Annotated in this window: 24 protein-coding genes; 10 read left to right on the top strand and 14 right to left on the bottom strand. The window is 63.7% G+C overall.

Features of this window, described 5'->3' with window-relative positions; translation table 11 throughout:
• The first annotated feature begins 21 nt into the window (after positions 1-21).
• Positions 22-585: a chlorite dismutase family protein gene (locus NLN62_RS23940; RefSeq protein ID WP_254110433.1), complete on the top strand. Its 564-nt coding sequence runs from the start codon at positions 22-24 to the stop codon at positions 583-585.
• On the opposite strand, the gene NLN62_RS23935 is transcribed toward NLN62_RS23940, so the two are convergent.
• Genes NLN62_RS23935 through NLN62_RS23925 form a run of 3 tightly spaced genes read right to left on the bottom strand, consistent with a single transcriptional unit; the run spans position 582 to position 2,745 of the window.
• Positions 582-980 carry a gamma-glutamylcyclotransferase gene (locus NLN62_RS23935; protein WP_027525247.1) on the bottom strand — a complete coding sequence of 133 codons (399 nt, stop codon included), beginning with the start codon at positions 978-980 and terminating at the stop codon, positions 582-584. The genes NLN62_RS23940 and NLN62_RS23935 overlap by 4 nt on opposite strands.
• 37 nt (positions 981-1,017) lie before the next feature.
• Positions 1,018-1,833 (bottom strand): transglutaminase family protein, encoded by an 816-nt coding sequence (locus tag NLN62_RS23930; RefSeq protein WP_254110432.1) that lies wholly within the window; start codon positions 1,831-1,833, stop codon positions 1,018-1,020.
• The gene (locus NLN62_RS23925; protein WP_027525245.1) at positions 1,834-2,745 is read right to left on the bottom strand and encodes a transglutaminase family protein; all 912 of its coding nucleotides are present in this window, start codon (positions 2,743-2,745) and stop codon (positions 1,834-1,836) included.
• A 92-nt stretch (positions 2,746-2,837) separates the two neighbouring features.
• Between NLN62_RS23925 and NLN62_RS23920 the strand changes: the two genes are divergently transcribed.
• The gene (locus NLN62_RS23920; protein ID WP_254110431.1) at positions 2,838-3,641 is read left to right on the top strand and encodes an N-formylglutamate amidohydrolase; all 804 of its coding nucleotides are present in this window, start codon (positions 2,838-2,840) and stop codon (positions 3,639-3,641) included.
• 164 nt (positions 3,642-3,805) lie between these two features.
• On the opposite strand, the gene NLN62_RS23915 is transcribed toward NLN62_RS23920, so the two are convergent.
• From NLN62_RS23915 to NLN62_RS23905, 3 genes are all read right to left on the bottom strand, one after another.
• Positions 3,806-4,426, bottom strand: coding sequence for a LysE family translocator (locus NLN62_RS23915; RefSeq protein ID WP_084801570.1), 621 nt, complete (start codon positions 4,424-4,426; stop codon positions 3,806-3,808).
• Positions 4,427-4,546: 120 nt separating this feature from the next.
• On the bottom strand, positions 4,547-5,089 hold the full coding sequence (locus NLN62_RS23910) for a hypothetical protein (protein ID WP_254110430.1): 543 nt from the start codon (positions 5,087-5,089) through the stop codon (positions 4,547-4,549).
• A gap of 2 nt (positions 5,090-5,091) precedes the next feature.
• Positions 5,092-6,537 (bottom strand): LVIVD repeat-containing protein, encoded by a 1,446-nt coding sequence (locus NLN62_RS23905; RefSeq protein ID WP_254110429.1) that lies wholly within the window; start codon positions 6,535-6,537, stop codon positions 5,092-5,094.
• Positions 6,538-6,742: 205 nt separating this feature from the next.
• Here NLN62_RS23905 and NLN62_RS23900 point away from each other — a divergent pair, with 205 nt between their 5' ends.
• The 3 genes from NLN62_RS23900 (at position 6,743) to NLN62_RS23890 (ending at position 8,097) form a co-directional block, all read left to right on the top strand.
• A complete protein-coding gene (locus NLN62_RS23900; protein ID WP_254110428.1) occupies positions 6,743-7,057 on the top strand; it encodes a helix-turn-helix transcriptional regulator in 315 nt (104 codons plus the stop codon).
• Positions 7,050-7,514 (top strand): SRPBCC family protein, encoded by a 465-nt coding sequence (locus tag NLN62_RS23895; RefSeq protein WP_254110427.1) that lies wholly within the window; start codon positions 7,050-7,052, stop codon positions 7,512-7,514. The genes NLN62_RS23900 and NLN62_RS23895 overlap by 8 nt, the downstream gene beginning before the upstream one ends.
• Before the next feature lie 70 nt (positions 7,515-7,584).
• Positions 7,585-8,097, top strand: a complete 513-nt coding sequence (locus NLN62_RS23890; RefSeq protein ID WP_254110426.1) for an SRPBCC family protein — start codon at positions 7,585-7,587, stop codon at positions 8,095-8,097.
• Between the two features lie 109 nt (positions 8,098-8,206).
• On the opposite strand, the gene NLN62_RS23885 is transcribed toward NLN62_RS23890, so the two are convergent.
• The 7 genes from NLN62_RS23885 to NLN62_RS23855 form a co-directional block, all read right to left on the bottom strand.
• Positions 8,207-8,983, bottom strand: a complete 777-nt coding sequence (locus tag NLN62_RS23885; protein ID WP_027525237.1) for a DUF2189 domain-containing protein — start codon at positions 8,981-8,983, stop codon at positions 8,207-8,209.
• 157 nt (positions 8,984-9,140) lie between these two features.
• The gene (locus NLN62_RS23880; protein WP_254110425.1) at positions 9,141-9,584 is read right to left on the bottom strand and encodes a hypothetical protein; all 444 of its coding nucleotides are present in this window, start codon (positions 9,582-9,584) and stop codon (positions 9,141-9,143) included.
• A gap of 2 nt (positions 9,585-9,586) precedes the next feature.
• On the bottom strand, positions 9,587-9,955 hold the full coding sequence (locus NLN62_RS23875; protein WP_254110424.1) for a nuclear transport factor 2 family protein: 369 nt from the start codon (positions 9,953-9,955) through the stop codon (positions 9,587-9,589).
• Between the two features lie 78 nt (positions 9,956-10,033).
• Positions 10,034-10,501, bottom strand: coding sequence for a MarR family winged helix-turn-helix transcriptional regulator (locus tag NLN62_RS23870; protein WP_254110423.1), 468 nt, complete (start codon positions 10,499-10,501; stop codon positions 10,034-10,036).
• Between the two features lie 27 nt (positions 10,502-10,528).
• Positions 10,529-11,677, bottom strand: coding sequence for an epoxide hydrolase family protein (locus tag NLN62_RS23865; RefSeq protein ID WP_254110422.1), 1,149 nt, complete (start codon positions 11,675-11,677; stop codon positions 10,529-10,531).
• Positions 11,678-11,898: 221 nt separating this feature from the next.
• Positions 11,899-12,354, bottom strand: coding sequence for a GatB/YqeY domain-containing protein (locus NLN62_RS23860; protein ID WP_254110421.1), 456 nt, complete (start codon positions 12,352-12,354; stop codon positions 11,899-11,901).
• A gap of 59 nt (positions 12,355-12,413) precedes the next feature.
• Entirely contained in the window at positions 12,414-13,115 is a 702-nt protein-coding gene (locus tag NLN62_RS23855) for an alpha/beta fold hydrolase (protein ID WP_027525231.1), read from the bottom strand.
• 146 nt (positions 13,116-13,261) lie between these two features.
• Between NLN62_RS23855 and carA the strand changes: the two genes are divergently transcribed.
• Positions 13,262-14,452 carry a glutamine-hydrolyzing carbamoyl-phosphate synthase small subunit gene (gene carA / locus NLN62_RS23850; protein WP_254110420.1) on the top strand — a complete coding sequence of 397 codons (1,191 nt, stop codon included), beginning with the start codon at positions 13,262-13,264 and terminating at the stop codon, positions 14,450-14,452.
• A 218-nt stretch (positions 14,453-14,670) separates the two neighbouring features.
• Positions 14,671-15,198, top strand: a complete 528-nt coding sequence (locus NLN62_RS23845) for a cupin domain-containing protein (RefSeq protein WP_254110419.1) — start codon at positions 14,671-14,673, stop codon at positions 15,196-15,198.
• A 19-nt stretch (positions 15,199-15,217) separates the two neighbouring features.
• Here NLN62_RS23845 and NLN62_RS23840 read toward each other — a convergent pair whose 3' ends face one another.
• Positions 15,218-15,544: a helix-turn-helix transcriptional regulator gene (locus tag NLN62_RS23840; RefSeq protein WP_027525228.1), complete on the bottom strand. Its 327-nt coding sequence runs from the start codon at positions 15,542-15,544 to the stop codon at positions 15,218-15,220.
• Positions 15,545-15,603: 59 nt separating this feature from the next.
• Between NLN62_RS23840 and NLN62_RS23835 the strand changes: the two genes are divergently transcribed.
• From NLN62_RS23835 to NLN62_RS23825, 3 genes are read left to right on the top strand one after another with little or no spacing between them, the layout of a single operon-like run.
• Positions 15,604-16,029 (top strand): YeeE/YedE family protein, encoded by a 426-nt coding sequence (locus NLN62_RS23835; RefSeq protein ID WP_254110418.1) that lies wholly within the window; start codon positions 15,604-15,606, stop codon positions 16,027-16,029.
• 8 nt (positions 16,030-16,037) lie between these two features.
• Complete coding sequence (locus NLN62_RS23830; protein ID WP_254110417.1) at positions 16,038-16,490, top strand: DUF6691 family protein; 453 nt, start codon at positions 16,038-16,040, stop codon at positions 16,488-16,490.
• Positions 16,491-16,501: 11 nt separating this feature from the next.
• Positions 16,502-17,395, top strand: a complete 894-nt coding sequence (locus tag NLN62_RS23825) for an MBL fold metallo-hydrolase (RefSeq protein ID WP_254110416.1) — start codon at positions 16,502-16,504, stop codon at positions 17,393-17,395.
• The last annotated feature ends 53 nt before the right edge of the window (positions 17,396-17,448 follow it).

The raw sequence follows: 17,448 nt of genomic DNA, 5'->3' as shown, positions 1-17,448 counted from the left end.
CTTCCACGCTTCCATAGCGCCATGTTCAGGACGTTTCGCGGTGGCCAGAGCGGGGGCTGGCGCGTCACATCGATTGCGCCTGTCAAGGGCGATCCCCTGCCATTCATGCCGGCGCTGTCGGTGAACGACAGCGAGGCCGTCGCGCTGCCGCTGGTGCCGTCGCGCAATGCGTGGCGGCTGGTCGGCGTCGCCAGCCATTTGCGCTACACCGGGCGGGCCGAGAAAGAGCAGCTCGTCGCCATGCAGGCCGGGCTCGGCCGTCCCGAGGCGACTTGCGCGGCGTTGATCCCGATCCGCAAATCGGCGGCCTGGTGGGACCTCACGGCCGACGAGCGGCGCAAGATCTTCGAGGACAAGTCGCACCATATCGCGAGCAGCCTGCGCTTCCTGCCGGCGATCGCGCGGCAGCTCTATCACTGCCGTGATCTCGGCGAGCCCTTCGACTTCCTGACCTGGTTCGAATATGCGCCGGCGCACGCCTCGCTGTTCGAGGAGCTGGTCGCGATGCTGCGCACGACCGAGGAGTGGTCCTACGTCGAGCGCGAGGTCGACGTGCGCGTGGTGCGCGAGGTGCTGGCTGCTTAGTTTTCGAGGAAACGACCGGACGCGATGCGCGGCAGGTCCGTGACCGGCCAGTTGTAGACGTAGGTCCAAGCCTGCTCGCTGGTGCCGTCCGCAAGCGTGACGTCGATCAGCGCGCGCAGGTATTCAGTGGGCTCGGGAAAACCTTCGCCGCAGGCCTCGTACATGTCGAGCTCGCGCAAGAGCTCGTCAGGCGCGCGCAGGCGGAACAGCTCGCCATGTACGAGATCGGACGCCGTGTCCGACAGCAGCAGCCCCGGATAGTGCTTCACGAGAACGAGCCGGCCACGGCAGGTCGCTTCTCCAAGGAAATCCGCATGCGCCGCCAAGAGCCGCGCCATCGGATGGTCGAAGCCGCGCATCAATGTGCCATAGACGAAAAGACGATCGGTGGTCATGGCGTGTCCATAGCCGTCAATTGTACGGAACAACAGCTCACGCCGCCTTCACCACTTCATCGCTGACGACCTCGAACTTCTTCAACTCCATCCGGCCAAAGCTCGTCGACAGCGCCACGTCGGCGGCATCGCGCCCCGTGGCCATGAGGATGCGGCCGATGCGCGGGACATTGTGGCGGGCATCGAAGGTGAGCCATTTGCCGGAGAGGTAGACCTGAAACCAGCCGGAAAAATCCATCGGGAACGGTTCGGGCGGAATGCCGATGTCGCCCATGTAGCCGGTGCAGTAGCGCGCCGGAATGCCCATGCAGCGGCAGAAGGCGACCGCGAGATGCGCAAAGTCGCGGCAGACGCCGGAACGGCTTTCATAGACGTCGTGTGCCGACTTCATGTGATGCGCGTGCGCATAGCCGAAGGTGACGTGCTTATGCACGAACTCGGTGATCGCGCAGATGCGCTTCCAACCAGGTTCACTCTTGCCGAACAGCGACCAGGCGATGTCGGTGAGCTTGTCGGTCTCGCAATAGCGGCTCGGCATCAGGTAGAGCAGAAGCTCGTTCGGCAGCTGCTCGATCGGCAATTGCTGCGCAGTCGGCATCACCTCATCCGGCAGGCCGGTATCGCGCACCAGCGCGCTGCCTTTCAGCGTGACGCCGCCCGCGGGCGCGACCAGACGGCCGCAGACATTGCCAAAGCTGTCATAATAGAAACGGATCGGTACGTCCGGCTCGGCGATCACCGTCTCCTTGCCGATGATGTCGGCCTGGCGCGAGGGGTGGATGTTGAGCATGATCACCATCGGCGTCGGCTGTGGCGCAGCGTAAGCGATCTCGAAGCCGACCTTGATGTCCATCTACAATACCTCTGTCTCCAGCTCTTCGTCGCTGTCTTGGTCGTCCGAGACCACCTTGATGTTCACCTCCATGGCCTCGAACGCCTCGGCCGAGCCGAGATAGACGCCATGCAGCGGGATCGCCTGGCGCGGATCGCGGGCCACCGCGACGCGGATCAGGTCGCGCGTGCCGACAATGCCGTTGGTCGGATCGAACTCGATCCAGCCCGCGCTCGGCAGGTACACCTGCACCCAGGCGTGCGTCGAGCCGCCGCCAACATGGCGCGTCTCGAGATCCTCCGGCACGAAGATGTAGCCGGAGACGAATCGCGCGGCGATGCCGAGCCGGCGCAGTGCCTCGATCATGAACAGCGCATAATCGCGGCAGGTGCCGGTCCCCCTTTGCAGCGTGTCGAGCGGATGCTGCGTGCCCTGCTCGTGACGCTTACGATATTTGAAAGCCTTGCGGATGCCGTGCGTTATACCGCTCAGGATCTTGAACGTTGGCGTCGGCGCCTCCTCGTCGAGGAAGCTGCGCGCCCATTCCGACACCTCGCCGTCGGCATCGGCATATTGCGGCGTGATGTACTGGACGAGGTCGGGGAATTCCTCGTCGTCATAGACGAAGGGATAGAAATAGGCCGGATCGTCCGGCGTCAGCGCGAATTCCTCAACCGGATTGTGCTCGACGGTGACGTGCCAGTCGAACGTCAGCCGGTCTGCGCGCTCGTCGAAATTCGCGATCGCGACCGAATTGCCGAACACGTCGTGGATCCAGTGCAGCGACATCGGCTGGGGCGAAATATGAAGCCGGCTGTCGAGCACGCGCAGATCATGGCTATCGCGCGGACGCAGCATGATGCGATGCTCGCCGAACGCCACCGGGCGATTGTAACGATATTCGGTCTTGTGATGAATCGTGAGCAGCGGCATCGTCAGGCAATCATGGTGATTTTGGACCGGCTAATCTATAGCGTTGGCTGCTCAATTTTAAGAGCAGAGTGCATTTTCCATAGGCAATCAGGATGGACTTAGGGGCGGCCGGCACGACGAATCAGCTTCTCGGCAAAGGCGACATTCCGCCGGTGCATGAGACGAATGCGGCGGGAGGCGCGCCCTTTCTGCTCACGTGCGATCATTACGGGCGGGCGCTGCCGGAAGCGCTCGGCGATCTCGGCGTCGCCGAAAGCGAACTGACGCGGCACATCGCCTGGGACATCGGGATTGCCGGCGTCGCCGAGCGGCTGGCTGCGATGCTGGATGCGCACCTGATCGCGCAGCGCTATTCGCGGCTCGTGATCGACTGCAACCGCCCGCCGGGCGTAGCGAGCTCGGTCCCCGTGATCTCGGAGGCAACGGTGATCCCGCGCAACGAGGGGATTTCCGCAAACGAGCGCGACGCGCGGCGCCGCGAGATTTTCGATCCCTATCACGGCCGCATCAATGCGGTGATCGACGCGCGCGTTCATGCCAGGCGCCCGACCGTGCTGATCGCGCTGCACAGCTTCACGCCGGTCTATGCCGGCGTCGCGCGGCCCTGGCACATCGGCACGCTCTATCACCGCGATACCGTGCTGCCGCACCTCCTGCTGAAACATCTGCGCGGCGAAAGCGATCTCGTCGTCGGCGACAACGAGCCCTATGCGGTGAGCGACCTCACCGACTACACCATCCCCGTCCACGGCGAAGCCCGCGGCCTCCTGAACACCGGCATCGAGATCCGCCAGGATCTGATCACGGACCAATTCGGCCAGCGGCAATGGGCGGAACGACTGGCAAGGATTTTTGGCGAGATCGAAGCGGAGTTGAAGGCGGAGGGGTTGGTGTAAGACGGAGAGACAGCTGCCGTACCATTACTCAGCAATCACCTCGCCTCATCCGCACAGCGCCGCCTCACGGCAAACTGCGTTCCTTCCCCCCCTTGCGAGGAGGGAGCACAGCGGAGCGCGCGGCACTGTCGCCGGCACCGGTTCATGTCGGCGGGCTTTCAGGCTCACTTCGCCCTTGTCAGCGCTAGCCAGATACCACCGCCGATCATGAAGCCACCAGAGACTCGCGACATCATCCGCGTGCGGCGCGCCGAGAAGAATTTTCGGGCGCGGCCGGCGGCGGTGGCGTAGAGCGCGTCCGTCATCGCCGCGGTGACCATAAACGTCGCCCCGAGCAGCGCGACCTGCGGAAAGTGGTCGCGGTTCATGTCCATGAACTGCGGGATGAAGGCGCCGAAGAACACCAGCACCTTCGGGTTCGACAGCAACACCAGGAAACCTTGCAGGAAGAAGCCGCCGCGCGGCGGCGCCGGCGGCTCGTCGACCTTGACGCCCTCGACCGGCGCCCAGATCAGCTTGATGCCGAGCCAGATCAGATAGGCGGCGCCGGCAAAGCGCACCCAGTCGAACCAATAGCCCATGGTTGCCATCAGCGAGGTCAGCCCGATCGCGACGACGCCGATCACGATCGCAAGGCCTGCCTGCGCCCCCGCGACGTTGGTCAGCGCCGCGCGGGTTCCATGCCTGAGGCCATTGGCGATGACGAGCGTGACGATCGGACCAGGCAACAGCGCCAGCGCAATGCAGGCGGCGACGAAGGCGAGATAGGCTTGCAAGGACATCATGGGGAGACTCGCTGATGGAATTGTGGGTTATTAATGCATGGCGCAGGCGGGAACGGAAGTCGTGATGATGCGGACCGCTCGGGCCCCGAATACCGGCGTGGGCGGCCCAATCTGCCTCCCTCACCTTCCATCCAGCGCAGCGATCATCCATCGTTTCATCTCCGGGGTTTCCAGGAACTCCAGCGCCGCGCTCCGAGCGGCCATCGCCTCGCCCGCATTCTGCGCAACTGCAACCAGGAGATCGCAGCGTCGCGAGAGCGCGATGCCGGCGGCCGCGTGGCGCGCACCGTTGGGCGTGTCGAGATCATAATGCCTGATACGTCCATGCAACTCGCCAACACGCACCGCTTCGCCCGGCGCTGTCGCTACAAAACGCGGGCTGATCAGGTCGAGGTCGGCGACTCGATCGACCTCGTCGTCATCGGCAACGCCGCGGTCGCAATTGCAGAAGCCGAGCTTGGCGCGGACGTAGAGCTCAGTGCCGGCGCAGGCCCCATCGCAGCGGAACGCACGGCCCGCGGGCCAACCGTCCCGCGGGAACGGCCAGGCGATCTCGCGCCAATGTGCGGATGTCTCCACTGGCGCCGGCGCGAGTTGATACGCGCCGACGCTGGAGGCGCCGAGCCCAATCGCCGCAGCCACTATCGTCGCGGCGCGCCGCATCGTCAGTTCTTCGGCAGGCCGGTGACGGCGCGCGCGGGTCCGGTCAGTTCCAGAATGTGCAGGCCGGTGTTGGCGCGATCGACGATATAGATATAGCCGCGGTCATCGGTCTCGACATTGTTGGTCTGGATCGCGACCTTGCAGCGCTCGCCGCCTTCGACCGGGATGCAGCGTTTGTCGGTTGCCTGCGTGATCGCCGGGATGAAATAGCCGACCTCCTTGGGGTGATAGGGATCGCGGATATCGAGCGCACGCACGCCGGCATTGAAGAAGGCGATGAAGGCCATCTTCTTGTAGTAGACCGGCGCCATGCTCTCATTGGACGAATGCGAGCCGAAGCGACCGCCGCGCTGGCAGAATTGCCCGCTCGCCTCCGGAACCGTGTAGCTCGAGATCATCATCGGCCGCGTCTCGGTGGTGACGTCGGCAAACCACACCATCTGCCGCGCCTCACCACATTCGTTCAAAATCGCCTCGTCGACGATCATCACGATGTCGCGCATTCTGCCGTCCTTGTCCTCGCCGAATTCGGCGACAGGCATGTCGAGCATCGGGAACGTCGTATGCGCGCCATTGAAGGCCGACATCGGCAGGCGCGAAATCTCGGGGTAGCGCAGATTGTCCGCCGTCGGCTCCTTCGGTCCATTCAAGAGCTTCTCGCGATCGACGATCTGCAAGATGCCGCCCTTGTTGGTGCCGTAGCCGAAATAGATGCGGTTGCCCGTGGGCCCGGTCGAAATCGGCCCGTGCAATTCGGTCGGCACCGCGCCGGTCGCGCCGGGCTCCTGGCCGGGCAGGCCGAAGTCGCGGATCTTCTGCGGATGCGCGGGATCACCGAGATCATAGACCTGCGTCATGCGGCGCGTGCGCCAGTCCGGCGCGCCCGAGACGAGATAGGCAACGCCGGTGTCGCATTCCCACCAGCTCTTGTGCGTGTCCTTCAAGCCACCAATGCGCGTGACGAGCACGGGATTGGCGGGATCGGCGACGTTCCAGATCTCATGCGCCTCGCTGCCGAAGGTACGGAGCAGATAGACGGCGTTGGCATCGCCCTTCGGCAACGATTTGCCGTCGCACACCCGCACCATCTGCGCGCCGCCGGATTCATACTTGCCCTCCTGCCCCGGCAGATGGCGCAGATATTTGGGACGCGCGGGGTCCGTGACATCGACGATCGAGGTGCCGTTCGGCTCGGCTTGCCCCGTCAGCGGATTGACCGGACTGGGAACGTCCTCGGTGCCGCCGTGATGGCCGATATAGGCGATCCAGCGATCGCCCTGATGATGAATGGTCGGCTGATAGGCACTGCGCGCCTGAAGGTCGTTATATCCGACCAGCTTCATGTTGGAGGCTTCGGGCGGCGCGCCGATCACCTGCTGCCTCTGCGCATGGACGCTGCTGCAAGCAAAAAGAACGAGGCAGGCAGCAAGTTGGACACGACGAAACATGTTTCCTCCCGGAACCAATCTCCGTTGGCTGAGATAAGACGCTAACACAGGGACCGTGCCGAAAACATGATCTCGAGGTCAAGGCAGTCATTCCGGAAACCGCGCAGGTTATCCGGAATCTCGAGATTTGCGGGTTCATCGCCGCGCGATGCCCCCGAATGACGACACTTGACATGCAACTATTTGGTTGCCTATTATCACCTGCATGGATGAGGTCTTCAAAGCGCTGGCCGACGCCTCGAGACGGTCACTCTTGGACAGGCTTCACGCCCGGAACGGGCAAACGCTGAACGAGCTCTGCGAGGGCCTGGAGATGACGCGCCAGGCCGTCACCAAGCACCTTGCCATTCTCGAAGAGGCCAACCTGGTCACCACCTTCAGGCATGGCCGCGAGAAGCTGCACTACCTCAACCCGGTGCCGATCCATCAGATCGGCGAACGCTGGATCAAAAAATTCGAGCGCGGGAAACTCGCCGCGCTCAGCGAGTTGAAACGTCAACTGGAGAAACGCGATGACTAAGCCGAGCTATGTCTACGTGACCTATATCGAGACCTCGCCCGAGACGCTGTGGCAGGCACTGACCGACGGCGATTTCACCGAACGCTACTGGTTCGGCCATCGCATCACCTCCGACTGGAAGGAGGGCGCGCCCTACCGTTTCACCAACAACGGCAATCCGACCGTGGAGGGCGAGGTCATCACCTTCGATCCGACACGGCGGCTCGCCTATAGCTGGCACAATCGCAAGCCCGAAGCCGCCGGCGAAGGGATCTCGCGCGTCACCTTCGATCTCGAACCACGCGGCAAGGTCGTCAAGCTGACAGTCACGCATGACGAGCTGGGCGAGGACGGCAAGACCCTGCGCGACATCTCCGGCGGCTGGCCGATGGTGCTGTCGAACCTGAAGAGCCTGCTCGAGACTGGCCGCACCATCGAGATCGTGCCGCCAGGTTATTCAAAAAAGGACGCCGCGTGATGCCTCGGCCTGGATTCATCCATGCGTTAGCGATCCCGCCGGGGACGCCGGGCCTTGAAGGATTTGAGTGATGAACATCGATCAGTTCAAGCCGCTGACGGTCTACACGATCTACATCGCCTCCACGCCCGAGAAGGTGTGGGAGGCGCTGACCTCGGCCGAGTTCAGCCGGATGTATTTCTTCGGCAATGCGGTCGAGGTCGAGCCGCGGCTCGGCGGCGCGTTCAGGGTGCGCACGCCGGACGGCGCGCTGCATATCAGCGGCGAGGTCTTCGCATACGACCCGCCGCGAAAACTCTCGGTCACCTTCAACGTCAACTGGCCCGAGCTGATCGAGAAACTCGGGCCGACGCTCGTGACCTACGAGATCGAGCCGGCCGGCGATGCGGTCCGCCTCACCATGAGCGAAGGCCACGACCGGCCGCTCAGCGACGACATCCTGTCGGGCGGACGCCAGGGTTGGCCCGCGATCCTGTCCAGCCTCAAGAGCGTGCTCGAGACCGGCAAGCCGCTGGTCGTCAAGATGGGCCCGCCGCAACGGATGCTGGACGCGCTGAAGGCGATGGGCATCAAGACGCCGTAGGCTGATCGACGTCATTCCGGGGCGCTCGCAAAGCGGGCGAACCCGGAATCCGGAAGTTGTGGCGCGAGATTCCGGGTTCGCGCTGACGCGCGCCGCGGAATGGCAGCGCTTAGGCCGGCACCGGCACCACCAAGCGCCGATACAGGTGCCACGTCGCATGCCCGAGCACCGGCAGCGTCACGATCAGGCCGAGAAAATACGGCAGCGCCGAGACGACCAGCAGCATCACGATGACCGCGGCCCAGCCTATCATCGGCAACGGGCTGGTGACGACGGCGCGCACGCTCGTCACCATCGCGGTGACGAAATCGACCTCGCGGTCGAGCAGCAACGGAAACGACACCACGGTCAGCGAGAACAGGATCAGCGACAGCGCGGCGCCGACCGCATTGCCGATGGCGAGGAACAAAAGGCCCTCATTGGTGGTGAGCACCACCGTCATGAATTCCTGCAGGCTCGAGAAGGACGCGTGCAGGCCGAGCAGCAGCGCGATCAGCAATCGAACCTGGTACATCCAGACCACGAACACGAACAGCGTGACGAACGCCATCCAGCCGATCTCGCTGCGCGAGCGTATCGTCGACCAGATTGCGCCGAAGGACACGGGCTCGCCCGCTTCGCGGCGCCGACTCACTTCGTAGAGGCCGATTGCGACGAAAGGCCCGATCAGCGCAAAACCCGCCGCGAGCGGATAGACCAGATAGATCAGCCCGAACGCGGTGAGGCAGAGCATGATGGCGATGCCGCCGGCGGCGTAGAGCACGCCGAAGCAAAGCCCGTACAGCGGCAGTGCCTGGAAATCCCGCAGGCCTTCGGCCAGCGCCTCCGCGATGTCGGTCGCGGCCACAGCGCGCACGACCGGATCGACTTTGCCCGAAATGGACATTGGCTTCCTCCGCGAATTCCCCTCGCGCGATCTTCGACGCGAGCGGTTCTCTTGGCGCCAATGATAGTCCGCCCTCGCAGGGCTTGCACGGGAGAGTTGAGCGGTCAGCAGATACCGCAATTGCCCTTCGGGCAATGTGCCGCGCCATCCTCCCTCGTCAGGAGCGCGACGCGAGCAGAAGCGCCACAACGAGATTGGCCACGAACAGGGCTGCGTCGATGACGAAGATCCTGAGCATCGGCCCCTTCAACACGGGCCAGTAAGCCACTCCGACGCGCCCGCCGCGCATCAGGACCGGAAGATTATAGGCGAACTGGCTGAAGTGGCAGGCGGCGAAGAACAGGAACAAGACCAGCTGCGCTTCGATCGGCTGGAAGAAAGGTGGCCGAACGGCCAGAAGATAGAGCGAAAGAATTCCGATTGGCAGATTCATCCCGCCCAGAAACGCTACGCTTGCGGCCAAGGTCGGCGCGATCGGATTGCTGCGCTCTTCCCGCGGCAGCAATATCTTCAGCGTATTGCGCTGGGCGATGCTGAACTGGATGAAGGCACCGCCGAACCAGAGCGCGTTGAGCAGCAGGACGAAATCTGAAAGACGCATGGCTAATTCCCGTAGAAGGCCTCGCTACGCATGACACGACCGACATCATCGAAGTCCATGAACTCGCTGGCGCGCGTGTCACCCAGTTGCCACCACACCGTGAGACGCGCGATCGTGTCGTCCCAGCTCCAATTCAGGATCTTCAGGTCGGCGCTTTCGATGTGGCCATAGGCTTTCCGCCAATAGACACGGATGTTCTCGGCACCGGTGACGGTGGGAGACCCAGTCAGAGTGACCGCCAGGGGACTACGCATCTGCGCATTTTCGGCGAAATGCGCGACGACCGCGTCGATATCGACCCTGCACCAGCTCGCGCACCATGCCGCTACGAAGCGTTCGGCGGCAGCGCGGTCCATTTTCTGTGCACTCACGGCGCAGCCCTCCCCCGGCTCGTTGCCGGGAAAGTGGCAAAGCTCGCTTCTCATGTCAACTATATTGACATGACTCCGTCAGTTGTTGTCGGCGATCGTCTCCATCACGGCCATCCATGCGGCAGCGCCTGGCGCCCCGACGCGGTCGAACGCGTCGCGCAGGACCTTGCGCTCATGGTCCGATGCCCTTTGCTCGATGCGCTGTCCCGCTGCCGTCAGGCGCAACAGTTTGGAGCGATGCTGCTCGGCCGACCGCTTCGAGGTCAGGAGCTTGCGCTCCAGCAACAGGTTGAGCGGCCGGTTCAGGGCCTGCTTGGAAATGCCGAGTGTCTCGATCAGCGACCCGATCGCGATATCGGGCCGGCGGGCCACCACGTAGAGAATACGATGGTGCGGACGCGACAAGCCCTGCTTCGCAAGATACTCGTCGGCCAGGAGCGTCATTCCGCGCCAGCCGTAATACATGAGCTCCAGCGCCGCATCCAGATCGTGCAGCTTCTCGAGCGAGGCGCGGTGAAGGCCCGCGGCATGGGACGTCTTTGGCATCATCTGACTGCGTCGAATTGAAAGAATTTATCCCCGCGAGCGCACCGTCGCGAAGAATTTTCGCACGTCGCGCACGAACAGCTCCGGCTGCTCGAAGGCGGCAAAGTGGCCGCCCTTCTCCATCTCGCTCCAATGCGTGATGTTGTGAAAATTGGGCTCCATCCAGTGCCGCACCGGCGTGATGATCTCCTTGGGGAACACCGCAACGCCGGTCGGCACCTTGACAACCGGCGTCGTGCGGCGCTTGCCGAAGCTTTCCCAATAGAGCCGCGCCGAAGAGGTCGCGGTCTCTGTCACCCAATAGAGCATGGCGTTGTCGAGCAGCTCGTCCCGGGTGAAGATGTTTTCCGGATGGCCGTTGCAATCGGTCCAGGCCCAGAACTTTTCCAGGATCCAGGCCGCCTGCCCGCTCGGCGAATCCGTGAGGCCATAGCCGAGCGTCTGCGGCCGGGTCGATTGCTGCTTCGAGTAGCCTGTGTCGACATCGACATAGTGCTTCAGTCCGGCGAGCGCCCGCTTCTCTTCAGCCGTCGGCTCGCCCTCGACCTTCGGCGCCGAATTGAAGGCAAGCGTGATGTGAATGCCAGCGCAATGCTCAAAGTCCTGCGCGCCGAGCGAGGTCGTCACCGCTGAGCCCCAATCGCCGCCCTGCGCGCCGTAGCGTCCGTAACCGAGTCGTTCCATCAGCTTGGCCCAGGTCGCGGCGATGCGGTCGACGCCCCAGCCGGTTGTCTTAGGTTTCGCCGAGAAGCCGAAGCCCGGCAGCGAGGGACAGATTACATGAAAGGCATCGGCGGCATTGCCACCATACGCAGCGGGATCAACCAGCGGCGCGATCACCTTCTGAAATTCAACGATCGAGCCGGGCCAGCCATGAGTGATGATCAGCGGCAGCGCGGCAGGCTCTTTCGAGCGCGCATGGATGAAGTGGATATCGAGCCCGTTGATCTCGGTGGTGAACTGATCGAAGCGATTGAGCTTTGCCTCGCGCGCCCGCCAGTCATATTCGTTGGCCCAGTAGCCGCAGATCTCCTTGATCCACGCCAGCGGTGCACCCTGGCTCCAGTCGTCGACCAACTCCGCCTCCGGCCAGCGCGTGCGCGCAAGGCGCGATTTGAGGTCGGCGAGGATGTCATCGGGGATGTTGATGCGAAACGGCTTGATCGCGCTGGTCATCGGTTGCCTTCCGACTTGTGTAGCCGGAGACTAGACCGAACGGCTGCCACATCAAAGGTGCACCTTCTCCCCTTGCGGGAGAAGGTGGCGCGAAGCGCCGGATGAGGGGTCTCTATCCGCGCATTCACTGCGACAGTTTCATTCTCGGAGAGAGACCCCTCACCCGTCTCGCCGCTATGCGGCGAGCCACCCTCTCCCGCAAGGGGAGAGGGTAAGAACGGCTAGCCCGTCAACGCTGCCTTCACCAAACCACTGGCCTTCGCGAAATCCATCTGCCCGGTGTACTTCGCCTTCAACGCCGCAATCACCTTGCCCATGTCCTTCATGCCGGCGGCGCCGGTCTCGGCAATCGCATCGGAAATCGCCTTCTTCACATCGTCGTCGGACATCTGCTTGGGCAGATAGGCCGAGATCACGGCGATCTCATCGCGCTCCTGCGCGGCGAGCTCGGCCCGGCCGCCCTTCTCGTAGAGCTCGACCGCCTCCTGGCGCTGCTTGATCATCTTCTGGAGCACGCCGAGCAACTCGGCATCGCTCAGCGGCGGCTTGCCGTTGCCGCGCGCCTCGATGTCGGCGTTCTTGATGGTCGAATTGACCATGCGCAGCGTGCCGAGCTTGCGCTCGTCCTTGGCCCTCATGGCCTCTTTCACCGCAGCGTTGATGTCGTCGCGCATCATGGTCCTGATCCTTTCGATGTATTGAGCCTGATCTAGGCCGTTCGCAGGCCGTACACAACTCAGTTCCGCAGCCATTCCGACAGCGCCGCGGCAGTCGCCTCAGGCTGCTCCGGCTGAGGCAGGTGCCCGCACTCGCTGAGGATCACGAGCCTGGCGCCGGCGATACCCTCGGCCATCTCCTTCGAGAGCGCGTTCGGGATGGTGTTGTCGGCATCGCCCGTCAGCACCAGCGTCGGGCATTTGATCGTCGCCAGCGTGGGGCGCGAATCCGCCCGCGCAATGATCGCGGTCTGCTGCCGGAGATAGCCCTCGACGCCGACATCCTCATCCTGCGCATGCACGAGCCGCAGCAGGTTCACATCATGACGCCGCGATGGATGCACCAGCTCCGGAAACATCTCCTCGCGCACGGCGCGAAGCTCGCCGTGCTCGGCGCGCGCCATGTGCGCACGGCGGCGCGCGGTCGCCTCCGGCGTATCGGGTCGCGCCTGCGTATTGATCAGCGCGAGCTTTGCCACCCGCTCCGGCGCCTGCCGCATGATCTCGAAGGCGACGTAGCCGCCCATGGAATGGCCGGCGAGCGCAAAGCGCGGCGGCGCCTGGCTGAGGATACCCCGGGCGATCGCCGCCATGCTGTCGTCACGGATATGGTTGGCAACCATCACTGGGCCGAACCGCCATAGCGCGGGAATGACGGGGGCGTAGATGCGGGGCGAGGACGCCAATCCAGGAACCAGCAGAAGCGGGGTGGTCTGGTTCATTATTGCCTCGCAAGCCTCCGAATTTGCCGGAAATTGTCGATTCCAGCTTAAGTGCCCGGAGAGGCCTGTCAAATATGCAAAAACGCATGTGAATCCGCGCTTCTCCGCTTTGACGGCAGCGCTGCGCCGGACTATGTAGCGCGCTCATGACACAATCCGAAAACGATCCCGCCTGGCCGGACCATAAACCGACCGCGCTCCTCGTGCTTGCCGATGGCACGGTGCTCGAAGGCTTTGGCCTTGGCGCCGAAGGACACGCCGTCGGCGAGGTCTGCTTCAACACCGCGATGACCGGCTACGAGGAGATCCTGACCGATCCGTCCTATGCCGGGCAGCTCATCACCTTCACCTTCCCGCATATCGGCAATGTCGGGACCAACGAGGAAGACATCGAGACGGTGAACATGGCCGCGACGCCCGGCGCGCGCGGCGTGATCCTGCGCACCGCCATCACCGATCCCTCGAACTACCGCGCCACCCGCCATCTCGACCAGTGGCTGAAGGCGCGCGGCATCATTGGTCTGTCCGGCATCGACACGCGCGCGCTGACCGCGCTGATCCGCACCAAGGGCATGCCGAACGCCGTGATCGCTCACGCGAAGGACGGCGAGTTCGACCTGCACGGCCTGAAGGAAGAAGCACGCGAATGGCCCGGCCTCGAGGGCATGGACCTCGTGCCGATGGTCACCTCTGGCCAGCGCTTCACCTGGGACGAGACGCCCTGGGAATGGAATAAAGGTTTCAGCCGCCAGGATAATCCGGCGTTCAACGTCGTCGCCATCGACTACGGCATCAAGCGCAACATCCTGCGCCTGCTCGCCGGCGTCGGCTGCAAGGTGACGGTGGTGCCGGCGACGACATCGGCCGATGACATCCTGGCGATGAAGCCGGATGGCGTGTTCCTGTCGAATGGCCCGGGCGATCCGGCCGCGACCGGCAAATATGCCGTGCCGGTGATCAAGGAAGTGATCAAGTCGGGCACACCGACGTTCGGCATCTGCCTCGGCCACCAGATGCTCGGCCTGGCCGTCGGCGCCAAGACCAAGAAGATGCATCAGGGCCATCACGGCGCCAACCATCCCGTGAAGGACGCGACCACGGGCAAGGTCGAGATCACCTCGATGAATCACGGCTTTGCCGTGGACGAGAAGACGCTGCCAAAGGGCGCGACGCAGACCCACGTGTCGCTGTTCGACGGCTCCAATTGCGGCATCCAACTCGACGGCAAGCCAGTGTTCTCGGTGCAGTATCACCCCGAAGCTTCACCCGGCCCGCGCGACTCGCACTATCTGTTCCAGCGCTTTGCCGATCTGATGCGCGAGAGGAAGCGGGCGTAAGCTTTCGCGCAATCGCTGCCACGACGTCATGCCCGGGCTCACCCCGGGCATTTTTGTCATTCCGGGGCGCGCGAAGCGCGAGCCCGGAATCCATTGAGCAACGAGCTCGGCGGTACGATGGATTCCGGGCGCGACGCTGCGCGTCGCCCCGGAAATGACAGGGAACGTCGACTGACGTGCCTTGTTGATCCCTGCCAGCCTTTGCATAGGAGCCCGCCATGTCCGTCGTCCACGACAAGGCCGAGCCGCTCGCCATCGTCTTCGAAGACGACGGCCTCGTGCCGAACAACATCCTACCGTTCCTGGTCTATCAGGGCACGGTCAAGCTCGATCCGAAGCGTCCCGAAGAAACCATCGAAGGCCTGTTCGCGGAGAACGGCTGGGGCGGCACGTGGCGCAACGGCGTCTACGATTATCTCCATTATCATTCGACCGTGCATGAGGTGCTCGGCGTCGCGCGCGGCCACGCTCGCGTGCGCTTCGGTGGCGATCACGGCCAGCAGCTCGACATCAAGGCCGGCGACGTCGCGATTCTCCCCGCTGGCACCGGGCATCAATGCATCAGCGCAAGCGACGATTTCTGCGTGATCGGCGCCTATCCGCCCGGATCGAAGATGGAAGTCACGCGCCCAACGCCGGAGAACCACGCCAAGGCGCTGAAGACGATTCCGAGGGTCGAGCTGCCGCCGAGCGATCCGGTGATGGGCAAGCAGGGGCCGCTGGTACGGCTGTGGCGACGTCCCTAGCGCCGTCTCAGTACCATGCTCAGGCGCAGTACAGCCGATAGAGCGTCTGCAGCACTTCGCGAACCTCGGGGCTGGCGAGCCGGTAATAAATCGTCTGTCCGTCCCGCCGGGTCGTGACCAGATCCAGCGCGCGCATCTTGCCGAGATGCTGCGACAACGCGGCCGAGGACAGCCCGACAAGGTCGGCGAGATCGCCCACCGACCGCTCCCCGTCGAGAAGGTTGCAGAGCACCATCAATCGCTTGGCGTTCGCCATCGCGGTCAGCAGGCGCGAGGCCTCCTCGGCCTTCTCTTCGAGGGCCACGGCTGCGGTTTCGGGAACCTTGCGTCTGCTTTGATTCTTCATGCTTGATAATTTAGAATATTCGAATATAATAATCAACTAAATCTTCTGAGGAGCACCCCATGCCGACTACGTTCACACCGCTGGCCTCGCTTGCGGGCGGGGTCCTGATCGGGCTTTCCGCGGTGATGCTGATGGCCGTCAGCGGCCGGATCGCCGGCGTCAGCGGCATCGCCGCGCGCCTGCTGCCGCCCTTCGGCGATGACGCAACCGCGGGCCGCTTCGCCTTCATCGCCGGGCTCGTCGCCGCGCCCGCGCTTGCGCGCCTCGTCACCGGCGAGTTTCCACCGCAAGCGATCGAGACCGGCGGCGTGCTGCTGGCCGTGGCTGGCCTGCTGGTTGGCTTCGGCTCGGTGTGGGGCAGTGGCTGCACCTCCGGGCACGGCGTCTGCGGCATATCGCGCCTGTCGACCCGCTCAATTGTCGCCACCCTCGTCTTCATGACCACCGGCTTCGTGACGACCTTCGTCGTCCGGCATCTCGCGTGAGGTCTGCCATGTCCGTCCTGATTCAATTTGCCATCGGCCTGATATTCGGAGTCGGGCTCTTGATCTCCGGCATGTCGAATCCCGCAAAGGTCCTCAATTTCCTCGATCTCGCCGCCATTCGCGCGGGATCATGGGACCCGAGCCTGATGTTCGTGATGCTGGGTGCCGTCGCCACCGCTTTCATCGGCTTCCGCCTGGTACTGAAGCGTCAACGGCCGCTGCTCGGCGACACCTTTCATCTGCCGGCCAGGAACGATCTCGATCCGCGCGTCATTGTCGGGCCGGCGATTTTCGGCGTCGGCTGGGGTCTCGCTGGCTTCTGTCCGGGCCCTGCCTTCGTTGCGCTTGGCTACGGCACTTTGGCTTCGGTCCTGTTCGTGATCGCGATGATGATCGGCATGGCCGCTGCCCGCGCGCTCGCGGAGCGGCAACCGACGCTAGCGACGCCATCCTACGAGTAACGGAGTTCCCAATGTCAGATCTTCCCCTCGCGGTCGATCTCCCGGTCAAGCCGGTGATCACCCCGTTCTTTGATGCGGCGACCAATACCGTCAGCTATGTGGTGCAGGATCCCGGCTCCAAAGCCTGCGCCATCATCGATTCCGTCATGGACATCGACTACGCCGCCGGGCGTATCTCCTATCACTCTGCCGATGCGATCATCGACTTCGTCTTGCAGAACGGCCTCACGCTCGAGTGGCTGATCGAGACCCACGTTCATGCCGACCACCTCTCGGCCGCGCCCTACATCCAGGGCAAGCTCGGAGGCAAGATCGGCATCGGTGAAAACATCACCGTGGTGCAGGAGACCTTCGGCAAGGTGTTCAACGAGGGTACCGAATTCCAGCGCGATGGCAGTCAGTTCGACCGGCTGTTCGGGGATGGCGACAGTTACCGCATCGGCGCGATGACGGCGATTGCCCTGCACACGCCCGGCCATACGCCGGCCTGCGTGACGCATGTCATTGGCGATGCAGCCTTCGTCGGCGACACGCTGTTCATGCCCGATGGCGGCTCGGCGCGCGCGGATTTTCCGGGCGGCGACGCTCGCAGCCTTTACCGCTCGATCCGGCGGATCCTGTCGCTGCCAGATCAGACCCGCCTCTTCATGTGTCATGATTACGGTCCGAACGGCCGCGATATCCGTTGGGAAACCACGGTCGCCGAGCAGCGTGCCCACAACATCCATGTCCGCGACGGCATCTCGGAGGAGGAGTTCGTGGCCGCGCGCGAGGCGCGCGACCGGACGCTGGAGATGCCGAGGCTCATCATCCCGTCACTGCAGGTCAACATGAAGGCCGGCCGGCTTCCCTCGCCGGATCCGAGCGGAAAGCGCTTCCTCAAGGTGCCGCTCAACGTGCTGTAGCCCGCAAGAATAGCGGCAGCGTGCCTCCCGAACTGATGCGCGGGGATCTCCTG

The organism is Bradyrhizobium sp. CCGUVB23 (assembly GCF_024199885.1).
Taxonomy (GTDB): domain Bacteria; phylum Pseudomonadota; class Alphaproteobacteria; order Rhizobiales; family Xanthobacteraceae; genus Bradyrhizobium.
The sequence above is the reverse complement of the archived record's forward strand: the minus strand, read 5'-3'. Positions and strand labels throughout refer to the sequence as shown.